The sequence below is a fragment of the Streptomyces lydicus genome, assembly GCF_004125265.1.
Lineage (GTDB): Bacteria > Actinomycetota > Actinomycetes > Streptomycetales > Streptomycetaceae > Streptomyces > Streptomyces lydicus_C.
The window spans coordinates 6,260,814-6,275,687 of sequence record NZ_RDTE01000003.1; the positions used below are offsets into that span (position 1 = coordinate 6,260,814).

General features: G+C 70.3%; 14 protein-coding genes. 4 read left to right on the forward strand and 10 right to left on the reverse strand.

The window, feature by feature from the left end:
• Positions 1-111: 111 nt before the first annotated feature.
• The 5 genes from D9V36_RS30075 to D9V36_RS30095 all read right to left on the reverse strand — a co-directional run bounded on the left by D9V36_RS30075 (position 112) and on the right by D9V36_RS30095 (position 6,783).
• Positions 112-609, reverse strand: coding sequence for an SRPBCC family protein (locus D9V36_RS30075; RefSeq protein WP_129296517.1), 498 nt, complete (start codon positions 607-609; stop codon positions 112-114).
• Positions 610-757: 148 nt separating this feature from the next.
• Positions 758-1,087: a nitrite reductase small subunit NirD gene (nirD, locus tag D9V36_RS30080; protein WP_129298784.1), complete on the reverse strand. Its 330-nt coding sequence runs from the start codon at positions 1,085-1,087 to the stop codon at positions 758-760.
• Between the two features lie 146 nt (positions 1,088-1,233).
• Positions 1,234-3,888 carry a nitrite reductase large subunit NirB gene (nirB, locus tag D9V36_RS30085; protein WP_129296518.1) on the reverse strand — a complete coding sequence of 885 codons (2,655 nt, stop codon included), beginning with the start codon at positions 3,886-3,888 and terminating at the stop codon, positions 1,234-1,236.
• Positions 3,889-4,086: 198 nt separating this feature from the next.
• Positions 4,087-6,114: a glycoside hydrolase gene (locus D9V36_RS30090; RefSeq protein WP_129296519.1), complete on the reverse strand. Its 2,028-nt coding sequence runs from the start codon at positions 6,112-6,114 to the stop codon at positions 4,087-4,089.
• Positions 6,115-6,405: 291 nt separating this feature from the next.
• Positions 6,406-6,783: a peptidase inhibitor family I36 protein gene (locus D9V36_RS30095; RefSeq protein WP_164993060.1), complete on the reverse strand. Its 378-nt coding sequence runs from the start codon at positions 6,781-6,783 to the stop codon at positions 6,406-6,408.
• Positions 6,784-7,077: 294 nt separating this feature from the next.
• On the opposite strand from D9V36_RS30095, the gene D9V36_RS30100 reads away from it, so the two are divergent.
• The 3 genes from D9V36_RS30100 to D9V36_RS41525 all read left to right on the forward strand — a co-directional run bounded on the left by D9V36_RS30100 (position 7,078) and on the right by D9V36_RS41525 (position 8,952).
• On the forward strand, positions 7,078-7,890 hold the full coding sequence (locus D9V36_RS30100) for an ArsR/SmtB family transcription factor (RefSeq protein WP_164993061.1): 813 nt from the start codon (positions 7,078-7,080) through the stop codon (positions 7,888-7,890).
• Positions 7,880-8,149 carry a hypothetical protein gene (locus D9V36_RS30105; RefSeq protein WP_129296522.1) on the forward strand — a complete coding sequence of 90 codons (270 nt, stop codon included), beginning with the start codon at positions 7,880-7,882 and terminating at the stop codon, positions 8,147-8,149. Before D9V36_RS30100 ends, D9V36_RS30105 begins: the two co-directional genes overlap by 11 nt.
• A gap of 149 nt (positions 8,150-8,298) precedes the next feature.
• Complete coding sequence (locus D9V36_RS41525; RefSeq protein ID WP_206739750.1) at positions 8,299-8,952, forward strand: hypothetical protein; 654 nt, start codon at positions 8,299-8,301, stop codon at positions 8,950-8,952.
• Positions 8,953-9,053: 101 nt separating this feature from the next.
• On the opposite strand, the gene D9V36_RS30115 is transcribed toward D9V36_RS41525, so the two are convergent.
• The 5 genes from D9V36_RS30115 to D9V36_RS30130 form a co-directional block, all read right to left on the reverse strand.
• A complete protein-coding gene (locus tag D9V36_RS30115; protein WP_129296523.1) occupies positions 9,054-9,341 on the reverse strand; it encodes a hypothetical protein in 288 nt (95 codons plus the stop codon).
• Between the two features lie 39 nt (positions 9,342-9,380).
• Entirely contained in the window at positions 9,381-9,539 is a 159-nt protein-coding gene (locus D9V36_RS41155; protein ID WP_164993062.1) for a DUF7196 family protein, read from the reverse strand.
• 251 nt (positions 9,540-9,790) lie between these two features.
• Positions 9,791-12,706, reverse strand: a complete 2,916-nt coding sequence (locus D9V36_RS30120) for a beta strand repeat-containing protein (protein ID WP_129296524.1) — start codon at positions 12,704-12,706, stop codon at positions 9,791-9,793.
• A gap of 348 nt (positions 12,707-13,054) precedes the next feature.
• The gene (locus D9V36_RS30125) at positions 13,055-13,342 is read right to left on the reverse strand and encodes a DUF397 domain-containing protein (RefSeq protein WP_129296525.1); all 288 of its coding nucleotides are present in this window, start codon (positions 13,340-13,342) and stop codon (positions 13,055-13,057) included.
• On the reverse strand, positions 13,339-14,169 hold the full coding sequence (locus D9V36_RS30130) for a helix-turn-helix domain-containing protein (RefSeq protein WP_129296526.1): 831 nt from the start codon (positions 14,167-14,169) through the stop codon (positions 13,339-13,341). The genes D9V36_RS30125 and D9V36_RS30130 overlap by 4 nt, the downstream gene beginning before the upstream one ends.
• A 189-nt stretch (positions 14,170-14,358) precedes the next feature.
• Between D9V36_RS30130 and D9V36_RS30135 the strand changes: the two genes are divergently transcribed.
• Positions 14,359-14,652, forward strand: coding sequence for a hypothetical protein (locus tag D9V36_RS30135; RefSeq protein ID WP_129296527.1), 294 nt, complete (start codon positions 14,359-14,361; stop codon positions 14,650-14,652).
• Positions 14,653-14,874 lie beyond the last annotated feature (222 nt).

Here is a 14,874-nt window from a genome sequence, read left to right on the forward strand (position 1 = left end):
AGCCCGAACCTGACCCCTGGCCGGCACCCGGCGCCGCCCCCGAGCCCCGGCCGACGCCCGAGCCTTGACCGCCGCCCCCGACTGGCCCCCCGCCCGCTTCTCCAGCCCTCGTCATGCCGCGAGCTGCTCCGTGTACCGCCGGATGTTCTCCACCTGGCCGGACCAGCCCGCGGAGTGGCTTTCGTACCCGGCGGTCTTCTGCCGGTCCGCCGGGATGTGGAGGCCGGCGAATCCGCTCTCCACCACGCGCAGGTGGGTGCCGTCGCCCTCCTCGGTGAGGGTGAATTCGACGAGGGTGGAGTTGCCCTCGACCGCCACCTCGCCGGGGTGCGCACTGGCCCAGCGGTACGAGAAGTGGTGCGGCGGGTCCACCTTCACGATCTTGGTCAGGAACTGGCCGTACTCACCGTGGTCGAGCTCCATGATCCCGCCCGGCCGCAGGTCGACCGGCGCCGGTTCGCCCTGGCCGAACCATGAGCCGACGTGCTCCGGCTCGGTGAGCACGGCCCAGACGCGCTCCACGGGTGCGGCGATGCTGATCTCCCGCTCGATGCGGTCGTGGGCGCCGCCCGCCCCGCTGTCCTTGTGCTGATTGCTGCCGGTGCTCATGGGGTGCTCCTCCTGTCGTGCCTTCCGATGCTTACGTGCTACCCGATGGTTGCACGTAACGACAGGAGCTGCAACCGATGGGTTGCGCTCAATCCTCCGGGAGCTATGGGTGAGGGAGGGGCGGGGCAGGGGCGGGGCGGGGGCGGCCTCAGGAGTCGCGCTCCCCGCCCCGCGTCCGTACGGGATAGGCCGCCACCGCGACCTCCGGGTCGTCCAGGCAGTCCCCGGACGCCAGGTCGAAACGCTGCTTGAGCAGCGGCGATGCCACGAACGCCCGGCCGTCGGCCGAGCCGGTCAGGCCGCGGGAGAGGACCTGGGCGCCGGTGAACGGATCGCGGTTGGCGATCGCATACGTCTGCCCGGCGCGGTTGGCGAAGAGCGCGGCCTGGGTGCCGTCCGGGAGGAGGGCGGCGACCCCGCGCCCCGGGGTGAGGTCGTCCGTCGTACACACCGCGACCCAGCCCTGGGGGCAACGGATCTCGACCGTGGCGGCAGTGGCAGTGGCAGTGGCAGTGGCAGTGGCGGAGGTGGTGGCAGTGGCGGAGGTGGTGGCAGTGGCCGTGACGCCGGTGGCGGGACGGGCGAGGGAGGTGAGCGAGTCGACAGGGGTGAGCGCGGTAGCCATCAGACAGAAGTCCCTTCCAGCGTGCGAACGGGCAGAGTGGGGCCGGCCAGCAGCGTCAGATCCGGCTTGACCTGGTCGCGCTCCGGTACGAAGCGCACGGACGGATCGGGTGCGCCGGGCGCGTTGACGAAGGACACGAAGCGGGCCAGCCGTTCGGGATCGGCGAGGGTTTCGGCCCACTCGTCGCGGTAGTGGGTGACATGGGCGGCCATCAGGGCCTCCAGCTCCTCGCCCAGCCCCAGGGAGTCGTGCACGACGACGTCCCGTACGTGGTCGAGGCCGCCCCCGATCCGCTCCAGCCAGGCCGAGGTGCGCTCCAGACGGTCGGCGGTGCGGATGTAGAACATCAGGAAGCGGTCGATCAGGCGGATCAGCCCGGCGTCGTCCAGGTCCTGGGCGAGCAGGTCGGCATGGCGCGGGTCGGCGCCCCCGTTGCCGCCCACGTACAGGTTCCAGCCCTGGGAGGTGGCGATGACACCGAAGTCCTTGCCGCGGGCCTCCGCGCACTCCCTCGCGCACCCGGAGACCGCGGACTTCAGCTTGTGCGGGGAGCGCAGGCCCCGGTAGCGCAGCTCCAGTTCGATGGCCATACGGACCGAGTCCTGCACGCCGTAGCGGCACCAGGTCTGGCCGACGCACGACTTCACGGTGCGCAGCGCCTTGCCGTACGCGTGCCCCGACTCGAAGCCGGCCGCCACCAGCCGGGCCCACACCTGCGGGAGCTGGTCGACCCGGGCGCCGAACAGATCGATCCGCTGGCCACCGGTGATCTTGGTGTAGAGGCCGAAGTCGCGGGCCACCTCGCCGATCACGATCAGCTTCTCCGGAGTGATCTCCCCGCCGGGGATGCGCGGCACGATGGAGTACGAGCCGTTGCGCTGGAGGTTGGCGAGGAAGTGGTCGTTGGTGTCCTGGAGGGCGGCCTGCTCCCCGTCGAGGACATAGCCGTCGGCGCCCACGCTGGGCGCGAGGGAGGCGATGATCGAACCGACGGCGGGCTTGCAGATCTCGCAGCCTTCGCCGTTCCTGGCCCCAGGGCGGCCGTGCGAGTCCAGCAGCGCGGCGAAGCTCGTCAGCCGCAGTGTCCGCACGATCTCGTAGAGCTCGGCGCGGGTGTGCGGGAAGCAGCCGCACAGACCGGTGTCGACGGTGACGCCGGACGCGGCCAGTTCGTCGTTCATCACGGCGGTCAGCGACTTCACGCAACTGCCGCAGCCGGTACCGGCCTTGGTGCACTTCTTGATCTCGGGAAGGGTGCCGCAGGAGTGCTCGGTGACCGCCGCCCGCACCGTCCCCTTGGTCACGTTGTGGCAGTTGCACAGCACCGCGTCGTCCGGCAGCGCGGACGGGCCGAGCGCGCCGCTGTCCCCGGCCGCGGCCCCGGCGGGCAGCACCAGCTGCTCGGGCGCCAGCGGGGGAACGGTGCCGGTCAGCGGCCGCAGCATCCCGTACGCCTCGGCGTCGCCGACCAGCACACCGCCCAGCAGCTCGCCCGCGGCGCCGATCACCAGCTTCTTGTAGACGCCGCTGCGGGAGTCGGCGTAGACCACGTCCAGGCAGCCTTCGGTGGTGCCCTGCGCATCGCCGAAGGACGCGACGTCCACGCCGAGCAGCTTCAGCTTGGTGGACAGGTCAGCGCCGGTGAAGCCGGTGGGCTCCCCGGTGCCGCCGCCGAGCTGCCCTTCGAGGGTGGCGGCCGCCACCCGGGCCATGTCGTAGCCCGGGGCGACCAGCCCGTAGACCCGGCCGTCCGCGGCCAGCGCGCACTCGCCGATCGCGTACACGGCGGGGTCGTCGGTGCGGCACTGCGCGTCGACGACGATGCCGCCCCGCTCGCCGACCGGCAGCCCGCAGTCCCTGGCGAGCTGGTCGCGGGGGCGGACACCGGCCGAGAAGACCACCAGATCCGTCTCGATACGGGAGTCGTCGGACAGGCCCATGGCGGTGACCGCGCCCGCCCCGTCCGCGACGATCTCCTTGCCGCCGACGCCGGTGTGCACCTCCAGCCCCATCCCCTCGACGGTACGGCGCAGCGCCCGGCCGCCGCCCTCGTCGACCTGGAGGGCCATCAGCCGCGGGCTGAACTCCACGATGTGGGTACGCAGTCCGAGCCCCTTGAGCGCCCCGGCCGCCTCCAGGCCGAGCAGTCCGCCGCCGACCACCACACCGGTGCGGGCGTTCTTGGCGTACTCCTCGATGGCGAGCAGGTCTTCGAGGGTGCGGTAGACGAAACAGCCCGTGCTGTCCCTTCCCGGCACCGGCGGCACGAACGGGTACGAGCCGGTGGCCAGCACCAGGGCGTCGTAGCGGACGGTCAGGCCGGAGCGGGCGGTGACCGTACGGGTGGTGCGGTCGACGGCCGTGGCCGGGTCGCCGAGGTGGAGTTCGATGCCGTGCCGGGCCATGAAGTCCGGACCGGCCAGGCTCAGGTCCTCCGGGGTGCGGCCGGCGAAGTACGACGTCAGCTGGACGCGGTCGTAGGCCGGGCGGGGCTCCTCGCACAGCACGACCACCCGTGTCCGCGCGGTGACACCGCGGTCGGCCAGCTCCTCCAGGAAGCGCTGGCCGACCATGCCGTGGCCGATGAGGACGAGGGTGGGGGAGCCGGGGGCAGGGCCCGGCCTGGCATCGGGGTGCGGCGGCATCGAGGTCATGCCGTCAGCCTGCGGCGCGGCTGTTACCCGCCCGCATCTGCACTGTTTCCCGGGCGGAACGCTGCCCTCAGTGGCGGGGCCGTGGCCGTGTGAGGGGCGTCCGTGCGGGGCCGCGGCCGTGTAAGGGCGGCGGCCCCGAAGGCCGACCGGCGGCCCCGAAGGCCGACCGGCGGTTCACCCCGCCAGCCGGTCAGTCCTTCAGCCGTTCAACTGCGCCGGGCACAGCCGCCGCGGCTGCTGGTCCCCCGCCGGCTTGGCGTCCACACAGCCGCCCGGCAGCCCGTTCACGGCCTTGCTGCCGAAGTTGGCGGTCACGGTCAGCTTGCCGTTGCCGAAGACCGTGCGCTGGACCGTACGGTCGCCGGTCAGCCACCGGAACGAGGTCAGCTGCTCGGTACCCGCGGCGCGGTGCAGCGGCGAGAAGTACTTCTGCAGCGCGGCCAGTTCGGGCCCGTTCCGCTCGAGCGCCGGGCCGTCGAGGACATAGTTGAGCGGGGTGTTGTAGAGCATCGCCAGCAGCGCCCTGGTGGTCTTCTGAGCCGGCAGTTTCTCGTACGACAGCTCCCAGCGCTCCGCATTCACCAGCGAACCGTGCAGTGCGGTCTCGTAGAGCGGCGCGCGGTACTTCGGGTCGTACATGGCGGTGGCCATCTTGCCGGGCAGCCGCACCGGCTTGAAGAAGGCGGTGGGGGCCTTCTCCGGGTAGTAGCCGCCCCACGTCTGCCGGTCCTTCTCCAGCTTCCACAGGCCGTCGTCGACCGGGGTACCCGAGCCGTGGTCGTAGGCCACCACCTTGTTGGCCCATGCCTGCGCGCTCTCCGAGCCGAGGACGAGGTTCTTCGACAGCCGCTGCATCCGGGCCAGGCGGCTCGCGCGGTCCCCGGCCTTGGTCATCTCATGCCCCTTGCCGTGGTCACGGAACAGCTCTCCCGTCGCGTCCACGTCGAGGAAGTAGCTGTCCGCGCCGTTGGCGACCATCGTGCGGGTGCGGTCGGCGAGGTAGTGCTCGGCCGGCTCGGCCTTCTCGAAGGCGCGCGAGCTGAGGTAGCAGCCGCGGTTGCCGAAGCCGGTCTCCGGGGTGCCGTCGGCCTTGCGGACGCAGAAGTCGGGATAGACCCGGTCCGGCCAGACGGAGGTGGGGCTGTCGGCGGTCTTCGGGTCCTGGCCGTTGGCGAAGGTGTCGTACGGGCCGACGAGGTAGCCCGCCTGCTTGGCGGCCCGCACCGCCTGCGCCTTCATCGGGTCGGGTCCGGCGTCGTAACCGAGCCACATCCGGTCCACGCCCAGCTTCTTCAGCTTGTCCACCCCCGCGGCGGTGCGCGCATCGCCCCACACATAGGCGTGGAACGCGCCCAGCAGCTTGGCGTTGGCCGGGTTCTGCTCGATCTTCTTGCGCAGGCTGCCGAGTTGGCCGTGCTGCGCGAGGTAGGAGCGGTAGTCGGCGGCGGAGGCGACCGGGTTGCCGTCGGTGAGGGCGAAGGAGACCTCGTAGTCGCGGGTGCCCTCACCGGCGTCGAAGGCGTGCTCGGCGGTGGTGCGCAGCCGGCCGCCGGTGGAGGCGAACTTGAGTGAGGTGCCGAGGTCGGTGGGGGTGAGGTAGCTGACGCCGCGCCCGCCCTTGCCGCCCGCCCCGCCCATGGAGTAGCCCCACAGGGGCAGGGACAGGGCCTCGCCCATGTCGACGGTGCTGCCGGCCAGCCCGCCCTTCTCGGGGCCGGCGTTCCAGAAGGCGTCCTTCACGGGGATGTCCAGCCCCTCGCCGCGCGGGACCTGCACGGCGGAGGCGGCCTGGTCGGTGCCGGTCACCGGCCAGCTCACCGACCCGTCGCGGTCCGCCCGCAGCCTGATCCGCAGCCGCCCGCGCTCCGAACTCGCCGTCACCTGGAGCCCCTTGTCGGGGTAGCTCCAGCGCGCCCCGTCGGCCGTACGGGTCACCGGCCCCGGCCTGCCGAGCCCACCGCCGGCCGGCGCCGACAGCACCAGCTGCCGCCCGTCCTCGGTGTGCGCGTTCACGGCCAGCGAGGCGGTGTCGACGACCGCCGTGCCGCCGGAGACGGGCAGCGAGAGGCGGCTGCCCTCCAGGGTGCCGGCGGACGCGCTGTCACATCCGGCGACTCCGAGGGTGGTCGCGGTGAGCGCGAGGGAGGCGGCCAGCACCCGGGTGGTACGGCTGGTGCGGGTGGGACGGGGACGTCGCACCGTGGCCGTGGCGAGGTGGGATTTCATACGTCAGTGAATAGTCAGCGGGATTAAGAGAGTTCTAAGAGGGCGTCGATGCCGCTCGGGCTCGTGCGCGTCGGCCGATCTCGCGCGGGCGGTGCCACGGCCGCCTCGCTGCCTCTCCGGAACGCGGCTGCGCCGGCCGATGCCGCGCACCTCCTTCGGATCACCTCACCGACCGGGCGAGCGCGATGCCGCCGACCCAGGAGTCAGGAACTCGCCGTGTTGCTGCCGAGTTCCCTGTCCCTCCTTGCCGGGAGGGATATCCGGCCAGTGAGATGATCCAGAGAGAAGGCGCTAGCTGACGACGAGGCAACTGGCCTTGTTGTCGAAGGCGTTGTTGCTGAAGTCGGAATCGGTGCTTTCCTTGCGGGCGTTGTAATGCCTACCCGTGCAGTCGCCGTCCTGATAGAGCCCCACGGCCACGCCCATGTTGTTGATCATTGAGCTGGCGTTGTCGCCCACCGTGACGCCATTGTCGAACTCGCGATATCCCAGATGCCTGGTGGTCTTGTGGAACACGGCTCGCCCGCCCAGGAAGTTGTCGTGCTCGAACAGACAGAAACTGTTCTTGGGGCACGCGCCGTTGTCAGCGTGAGCGACCGGACCGAAGCCGATCAGCGCCATGACGCTCAGTGACATGGCACCGGCGCTCAGAATCGCCTTGCGCATCATCCGCATTGTTCCTCTCGTGAGCGCGGGGCCGTTCCCCGCTATAGGCTCGATTCAAGAGGCAGCCATGGATGCATGGAAGGCCATTCGATGAGGTTCGAATGGGCGTGACGTGAGACGCGTGACGTGTTCACGTGGGATGTGTGACGCGTGAACCGTGATGCGCGAACTGTGACGTAGGGCGTGTGTCGTGGCGCATCGCATGGATTTACGGGGGAGTTGCCGGTGATCCGGATGAAATTGAGTGCACGGGCTCTGGAATCGATCCGCTTTGCGGTATCACCCATGATGGAGACCGTGACGGCGATTCAGCACAGGTGGTTCGCGCCGCACACCATGCCGGGAGAGCCGCCATGGGCCCGGACGGCCCGTGACCCGCGGCTGTGGAAGCGGCAGGACGAGGCGAAGGTCAGGTGCCTGGCCCTCTCCCTGTCGTCGTCCACCACGGCCCGGCCCCGTGCCCGGGCGCTGGTGGCCCTCCAGGAGGCAGCGGTGCGAGGGGACGACAGACTCACCCAGCAGTTCGTGGAAGAGACCGAGCGGTTCTTCCGGCTCTGTCTGGAGCCCCACTGGCCGGCGATTGAGGAACAGGCAGGGGAGGACATCCTCTGTCGCGCGGGCGTCATCGCCAAGCGGGGGCTGGCCCATTGCCTCGCCTCGCTCCACCCCTCGGTCTCGTACCGCGACGGCATCCTGTGCGTCGCCAACGACACCGAGCTGAACTCCGCGTACGACCGGGAGATCGTCCTCGTCCCGTCCACTTTGGCCACCCGGTGTTTCATGGCGCTGGACCACCGTGCGGGCTACCGCCTCTGCCTTGTCTATCCGGCCCTGCGGACGGCCGGCAGCGGCAGGACCCGGACTCCACAGCGAGCGGGCGAGGTACTGAGCGAAGTTCTCGGCCATACACGGCTGATGCTGCTGTCCAGCCTGGACCGGCCGTCCACCACCACCCGCCTCGCCGCGGTGCACCACCTCAGCCCGTCCACGGTCTCGTACCACCTCACCCGTCTGTACCGGGCGGGCCTGCTCACCCGGCTGCGGGACGGCAGCAGTGTCCGCTACCAGCGCACCGGCGAGGCGGACCGGCTGCTCGCGCATGCCATGTGACCACCGGACCATCAAGGTCCATGGCAAGGGCCAGTTGATGTATTCCACCGGCGGATCTCCTTCGACGGCCGCGATGTCGAGTGAGACGCAGTCGGTCAAGACGGACGGCACGAAGTCGACCTTCTGTACGCCTGAGGTGGGTGGCAAGAAGGTGGACTGGTCGGGCAGCTTCCAGGGCTCGACGCACTGCACCACTCCGGACAGCCGCATCGAAATCGGCGATGCCACGACGCCTGTCGTCAAGGTGAAGGTTCCGTAGGGAATTGCTGACGCCCCGGTCCTGCGGCTGTCCGACGACGGCCGGGGCCGGGGCGTTTTTGCTGCCCCCACGTCCGGGCCGGGTAAAAAGATCGGCGTGATCACCGCCTACTGCAAGGGCATGCAGAAGTGCCCGAATGGGATAAATCAGTGACAGACGAGTACGAAGAGATCGTGGAGCAGCAGGCCGACATCACGGACCTGCTGCTCCATCATGTTTACGCGCCTCTCATCGAGGACCAACACGTACGGGGCGTCCTCCCGGCGCCTCCCACGACGGACGCCGTGCGCGTGGTCCTCGGCGACAAGGGCGAGTACGCCACCGACCGGCTCACCGCCTACGAGATCCCTCTACGCGTGGACGATGAGCTGCGCACACCCCACGACGTCGCCGCCCTCCTGCGCACCGTCCACACGGGTACCCACATCTATCCCGGCGACCGTGTCAGCTCCGTCATGGGAATGCCCCTGTTCACCGTGGACCCCACGACCGTGGAGCCGGCTCCCTTCAGCAACGACGACTGGACGCTCACGCTCCTGCGCTGCCTGACCTCCTCCTCCACCGAGGAAAGGCCTCGGGCGCGCCTGTGCGGCTTCGTGTTCCTGGCCCCGGATCGCCTCCGCCTCTACCTCGATGCCGACGAGGAGGCCCTTCCCGGGATGACCGCCGCCGATGTCCGCCCCGGTGGCGCCCTCACCGCGCTGCTGGCGTCCCTGCCGTCGCTGCTCGACGAAGAGTGGCTCACCACCACCGACGCCGGCGACCCGCACTGCTCACGTGTCGTCGACCTCACCGACCGCTGACCGCCGGCCGGTCGGCCGAACGGGCGGAAGACGACGCCGTGACCGCGGCCGGACCTCCCAGGGGCGGATGCTGGGCGGCGCCCGCCCTCTCCCTTCCCGGCTCAATCGAGCCACCGGGAAGCCAGCCCGGCGAGATAGGAGAGGGACAGCGCCGTCGCGGTGATCTGGAATCCGGTGGTTCCTCCGGCCCAGTGGGCGAGCGGGGCCATGGCGGAAGCCACCCAGATGCTGGAACACCAGCTGCAGCTGACCAGATAGGCGGGTTTGGAATCGTCGCCGAAGCGGCCGGCCACCCAGGAGCGGAAACCCGCCGCGAGCGAGTCCTTCGTCAGGAATCTGGTGATGCGGCACGTCGCGCCGAGGGAAAGGAGAAATGCCACAAGGCTCATGAGATCTACCCCGTCACCGTGAAGGCAGCCGGCCGGTCGCTACTGATTGAGGACGAGGATGGTGCCGATGCCGCCCGCGCGCTGGTTGGCCGCGTCGGCCTCCTGCCAGGTGTAGTACTGGCGCACGGTGCCGTCGGGCAGGTTCAGCTGGTAGATGATGACGGTCGGGCGGGCACCGCCGCCGCAATTGCAGCCCATGTTCCGCTCCTTCTGTTCGTTCTGTGACGTCTTGCCATGCGGGTCGGCGGCCCCTCGGCCGGCCGGCGTACCGCCGTGCCGCGGGGCCTATCCTTGGGATCCAGCGGCCGTCCCCCGTACTTGCACTACGGGGGACGGCCGTTTTTGCCGGGTCGCTCATCAACTCCCTTGCCGGTCATGCCGGTTCAGGTGAGTCGCGATACAGCGTTCCGGCCGCGGTAGGTGAGCCGGGCCAGGGCCGGGGCCGGGTGTCAGATGGTGCAGACGGACAGGGTGTTGGACGAGGAGGCGCTGCCGCTGGTCGCGGTGTAGCTGGAGAGCAGCACCTGCCCGACGTTGAGGGTGGCCGTGCAGGTGGCGTTGCCGCTCGCGTTGGCCACGGCGGTGCACGCCACGGGGCCGGCGGGGCCGCCCAGGTGGAAGGTGACCGTCGCGCCCGGAGTCGCGCCACTCGCGCTGAACGTGGCAGTGGCGAAGGCCCAGGGCAGCGGGGGGACATTGAGCGTGTAGCAGGCAGGGTGCGCGGTGAGCGCCGCCGCCCCGCCCACGGCCACGGTTCCGGTCCCGGAGGACCCGGCGCAGTTGCAGGTGCTGCCGGTGGCGGTGAGCACGGTGGCGGTGACGACGTTGGCCCCGGTGGGCAGTGTGCTGGTGGTGACGGTGGCCTGGCCGGAGGCGTTGGTGAGGCCGACGCCGAGCGGGCCGCTGGTGGCGCTGAACAGCACGGTCGCGCCCGGGACCGGGACGCCGCCGCAGGTGACGGTCGCCGTGAGGGTCACCGGCTGGCCGACGGCCGGGCGGGCCGGGCTGGACGTCACCGTGACGGCGCAGCTCTGCGCGGCTCCGACGTTCACGGTCGCCGTCGTGGCAACGCCGACGCAGGTGCAGGTGGTGGTGCCGGCCAGCACGGTGGCGGTGACGACGGTGGCCCCGGTGGGCAGTGTGCTGGTGGTGACGGTGGCCTGGCCGGAGGCGTTGGTGACGCCGACGCCGACGCCGAGCGAGCCGCTGGTGGTGCTGAACAGCACGGACGCCCCGGCCACGGGTGCGCCCCCGCAGGTGACGGTGGCGGTGAGGGTCACCGGCTGGCCCGCGGTCGGGCTTGCGGGGCTGGAGGTCAGGGTGACGGCGCAGCTCTGCGCGGCTCCGACGTTCACGGTCGCCGTCGTGGCAACGCCGACGCAGGTGCAGGTGGTGGTGCCGGCCAGCACGGTGGCGGTGACGACGGTGGCCCCGGTGGGCAGTGTGCTGGTGGTGACGGTGGCCTGGCCGGAGGCGTTGGTGACGCCGACGCCGAGCGAGCCGCTGGTGGTGCTGAACAGCACGGACGCCCCGACCACGGGTGCGCCCCCGCAGGTGACGGTGGCGGTGAGGGTCACCGGCTGGCCTGCGGTCGGGCTTGCGGGGCTGGAGGTCAGGGTGACGGTGCAGCTCTGCGCGGCTCCGACGTTCACGGTCGCCGTGGCGGCGATGCCGATGCAGGTGCAGGTGGTGGTGCCCGCGATCACGGTGGCGGTGACGACGTTGGCCCCGGCGGGCAGCCCGCTGGTGGTGAGGGTTGCTTGGCCGCCGGCCGTGGTGACGCCGACGCCCAGGGAGCCGCTGGTGGTGGCGAAGAGCACGGTTGCGCCGGAGACGGGTGCGCCGCCGCAGGTGACGGTGGCGGTGAGGGTCACGGGCTGGCCCGCGGTCGGGTTGGCGGGCGTGGAGGTCAGTGTGACCACGCAGTTCGGCGGCGCGGTGACGTTCACGGTCGCCGTGGCGGCGATGCCGATGCAGGTGCAGGTGGTGGTGCCCGCGATCACGGTGGCGGTGACGACGTTGGCCCCGGCGGGCAGCCCGCTGGTGGTGAGGGTGGCTTGGCCCGCGGCGGTCGTGACGCCGACGCCCAGGGAGCCGCTGGTGGTGGCGAAGAGCACGGTTGCGCCGGAGACGGGTGCGCCCCCGCAGGTGACGGAGGCGGTGAGGGTCACGGGCTGGCCCGCGGTCGGATTGGGCGGCGTGGAGGTCAGTGTGACCACGCAGTTCGGCGGCGCGCTGACGGTGACGCTGGCCGTGGCGGCGATGCCGATGCAGGTGCAGGTGGTGGTGGCCGCGGTCACGGTGGCCGTGATGACGTTGACGCCGACCGGTAGCAGGCTGGTGGTGAGGGTTGCTTGGCCGGCGGCCGTCGTGACGCCGACTCCCAGGGAGCCGCTGGTCGTGGCGAAGAGTACGGTCGCTCCCTCCACCGGAGCCCCGTTGCAGGTGACGCTGGCGGTCAGGGTCACCGGCTGTCCGGCCGCCGGGTTGGCGGGCGTCGAGGTCAGCGTGACCACGCAGTTCGACGGCGCGGCGACGGTGACGTTGACCGATGCGCTGATGCCGATGCAGACGCAGGTGGTGGTGGCGGCGGCCACGGTGGCCGTGACGACGTTGAGCCCGAGCGGCAGCAGGCTGGTGGTGAGGGTGGCCTGCCCCAAGGCGGTCGTGACGCCGACGCCCAGCGACCCGCTGGCCGTGGCGAAGGCCACGGTCGCGCCTTCGACGGGGGTGCCGTTGCAGGTGACGGTGGCGGTGAAGGTGACCGGCTGTCCGGTGGTCGGGTTGGCGGGTGTGGAGGTCAGCGTGACCGCACAGTTCGACGGCGCGGCGACGGTGACGTTGACCGATGCGCTGATGCCGATGCAGACGCAGGTGGTGGTGGCGGCGATCACGGTGGCCGTGACGACGTTGAGCCCGAGCGGCAGCAGGCTGGTGGTGAGGGTGGCCTGCCCCAAGGCGGTCGTGACGCCGACGCCCAGCGACCCGCTGGCCGTGGCGAAGACGACGGTCGCGCCCTCGACGGGTGTGCCGTCGCAGGTGACGGTGGCGGTGAAGGTGACCGGCTGTCCGGTGGTCGGGTTGGCGGGTGTGGAGGTCAGCGTGACCGCACAGTTGACCGCCGCCGTGACGGTCACGGTTGCGGTGGCGGCTCCACTGGTGGCACCGGCGGCCGTCACCACGCCCGTCGTGGTCCCTGTGAACGTGACGCTGGCATTGCCGGAGAGGTCGGCGACCGCGGTCTGCGGGGTTGCCACGCCGTACGTGAAGGTGATCAGCTCTCCCGCTACGGCACCGCTGACAGCGGCTTGGAAGGTCTGGCCCGTCGTGACCGAGGACGGAGTGAGAGTGAGAGCGAGTGCCATGGTGGACAGCCCCTTTCGAAGGCTCCGTGAAGGAGGCGGGGAGCTGCTGCACGCCGGAGGGCAGGGAACCGCCCGAGCGCGCTCACCTGTCAGGGGTGCCCTCAAGAACACGACGAAGCCACATCACACCGGCAGCTGTTCATGGTCCCCCGACAGGGGATGGGCACCCCACCGTCAGTAGCACCGATTGAAGGGAACGGCGGGACACCGCGCTACGGTTGGCGACCGGTTTAGCCCGTATGGCGCAGCGCGCGTCAGCGGCGCGTACCGCCCCCGGTCACATGCCGACAGGACGACGGCCCCCGCCGGGCAGCGGGGGCCGTCGTCCTGCAGAGGTGCTGCCGGGACTCAGCCGGCGAACTCACCGCCCTTGACCGCGGTGACGAACGACGACCAGCCGCCGGCGGGGAAGACGAGCGCCGGACCGTCCGGGTTCTTGGAGTCACGGACGGGGACGAGGCCGTGGGTCTCGGTGAGGGCGCGGGAGAATTCGATGCATTCCCCGCCGTTGGCGTCGCTGTAGGACGACTTGGTCCACGTGAAATCGCGGGAGAACTCGACGCAGTCCCCGCCGTTGCCCTCGCTGTAGGACGACTTGACCCACGTGGCGACAGCGAGATCCAAGTCGGGGCTCATGCTCGGTACTCCTTCAGCAGAGACTTGATCAGGGGCAATGACTCATCCGGGGACAACGCATTCGCCCTGAGCAAATCATAGTCGTCCAGGGCCGCATCGACTGCTTGTTCGGAGTCATGCATCCGGGCTCCTGCCCGGGTCTCCGTGTACAACACCGTGCGGGAAGTCGGAAAGCGCAACACGATGAAGGGCATCGTGGATGTGGCCGGGATACCCGCGGAGAAGGGCATGACCTGGAGCTCGACACGTGGTGAGGTGCCCACCGTCAGCAGGTAGTCGAGCTGTCCGGTCATGACCTCGGCGCCACCGACCATGGTTCGCAGGCATGCCTCATGAAGGATGACCCACAGGCGCGGCGGAGCGTCCCGCTCGAACACCTCGCGCCGTCGTAGTCGCGCGGCGACCTTGTCCTCGATCGCCTCCGCACTCGCATGAGGGTTGGATACGCGGAAGACGGACCGTGCATAGCCCTCTGTCTGGACCATGCCTGCCACGAGGTTGGTCTGATAGGTCAGAATCCGCGAAGCCTTACGCTCCAGATTGAGATACGGCACGAACCAACTCGGGTGCTCCCCGTCGTCGATCCTCTCTAACATCCCCGAGAACAAATCTCCCGTCCCGAAGGTGAAATCGCACCCCTTGGCGAACTTCTGACTGGGTCTGGGGAGCAGCGTGCCGGACTCGACCTTGCTGACGTATCCCTCGGAGTAGCCCGTGGCCTTGCCCAGCTGTTTCTGGGTGAGCTTGCGGGCCAGCCGGACCTGTCTGATGTCACGGCCGAATCGCTCCAGCGGATTCAAGTGCTCGGGCGGCGTCGTCTCGTCCAACGCGGTGACCTCTCGTCCTGTGCGTGCATACCGGCATCGCGGCAGGTCGCTGACTTGAGCGAGGCCGGTTCAAGCGCCCCCATTCTATTGCCTGTTGCGTTGTCACGGTGACCATTTGACTACACCCGGTATCCGGCCGGGTGGTCGAGTCACCGCCATGCGCAAGCCCGTAGTTACGGAGTGGACAACATGACCGACGCCATCGCGCGCCTCCTGCCGTGGACCGGCCCGGAGGGCAAGCCGTGCTTTCTCGTCAGTGACGGGACGGGGTATGTGTCCCGTGTCGCCGACGCCATGGAGGCGGCGCAGATGGCGCTGGCCGCCGAACTCCTCACGGAGGCACGGCGCGTCCTCGCGGGACGGGCCTGGACCTCCGGTGAACTGCACCTGCTGACGGCCGAGTTGAGCGAATCCCTCGCCGAGGTGCGCCGCGTCGCGGAGAGCCGCGGCGCTCGGCTGGCCGCGCTCGGTGGCGAGGACTGAACAGACCCGCGGCTTGTGCCGGGAGGCGTTCGGGATGACGTACGCGCCCAGCAGGGAGCGGGCTCCGGAAGCCGCGGTTCTTAAACCCCGGTCAGCCGACCCTCAAGGCTGCCTTAAGGATCCGTGGAAAGGGGCTTGACCTGCTCTTTCCGGAGTCCGGGCAGCCGTATTTTCGACGCCGTGACGATCCAGGCCGACCTCAGCGACGGGTGCGCACCGGGC

What these genes read in the sequence shown, in the direction of transcription:
- D9V36_RS30075 (WP_129296517.1), bottom strand. Translation starts at nt 609, where the DNA reads ATGAGCACCGGCAGCAATCAGCACAAGGACAGCGGGGCGGGCGGCGCC.
- nirB (WP_129296518.1), bottom strand. Translation starts at nt 3,888, where the DNA reads ATGACCTCGATGCCGCCGCACCCCGATGCCAGGCCGGGCCCTGCCCCC.
- D9V36_RS30090 (WP_129296519.1), bottom strand. Translation starts at nt 6,114, where the DNA reads ATGAAATCCCACCTCGCCACGGCCACGGTGCGACGTCCCCGTCCCACC.
- D9V36_RS30095 (WP_164993060.1), bottom strand. Translation starts at nt 6,783, where the DNA reads ATGATGCGCAAGGCGATTCTGAGCGCCGGTGCCATGTCACTGAGCGTC.
- D9V36_RS30105 (WP_129296522.1), top strand. Translation starts at nt 7,880, where the DNA reads ATGCCATGTGACCACCGGACCATCAAGGTCCATGGCAAGGGCCAGTTG.
- D9V36_RS30115 (WP_129296523.1), bottom strand. Translation starts at nt 9,341, where the DNA reads ATGAGCCTTGTGGCATTTCTCCTTTCCCTCGGCGCGACGTGCCGCATC.
- D9V36_RS41155 (WP_164993062.1), bottom strand. Translation starts at nt 9,539, where the DNA reads ATGGGCTGCAATTGCGGCGGCGGTGCCCGCCCGACCGTCATCATCTAC.
- D9V36_RS30120 (WP_129296524.1), bottom strand. Translation starts at nt 12,706, where the DNA reads ATGGCACTCGCTCTCACTCTCACTCCGTCCTCGGTCACGACGGGCCAG.
- D9V36_RS30125 (WP_129296525.1), bottom strand. Translation starts at nt 13,342, where the DNA reads ATGAGCCCCGACTTGGATCTCGCTGTCGCCACGTGGGTCAAGTCGTCC.
- D9V36_RS30135 (WP_129296527.1), top strand. Translation starts at nt 14,359, where the DNA reads ATGACCGACGCCATCGCGCGCCTCCTGCCGTGGACCGGCCCGGAGGGC.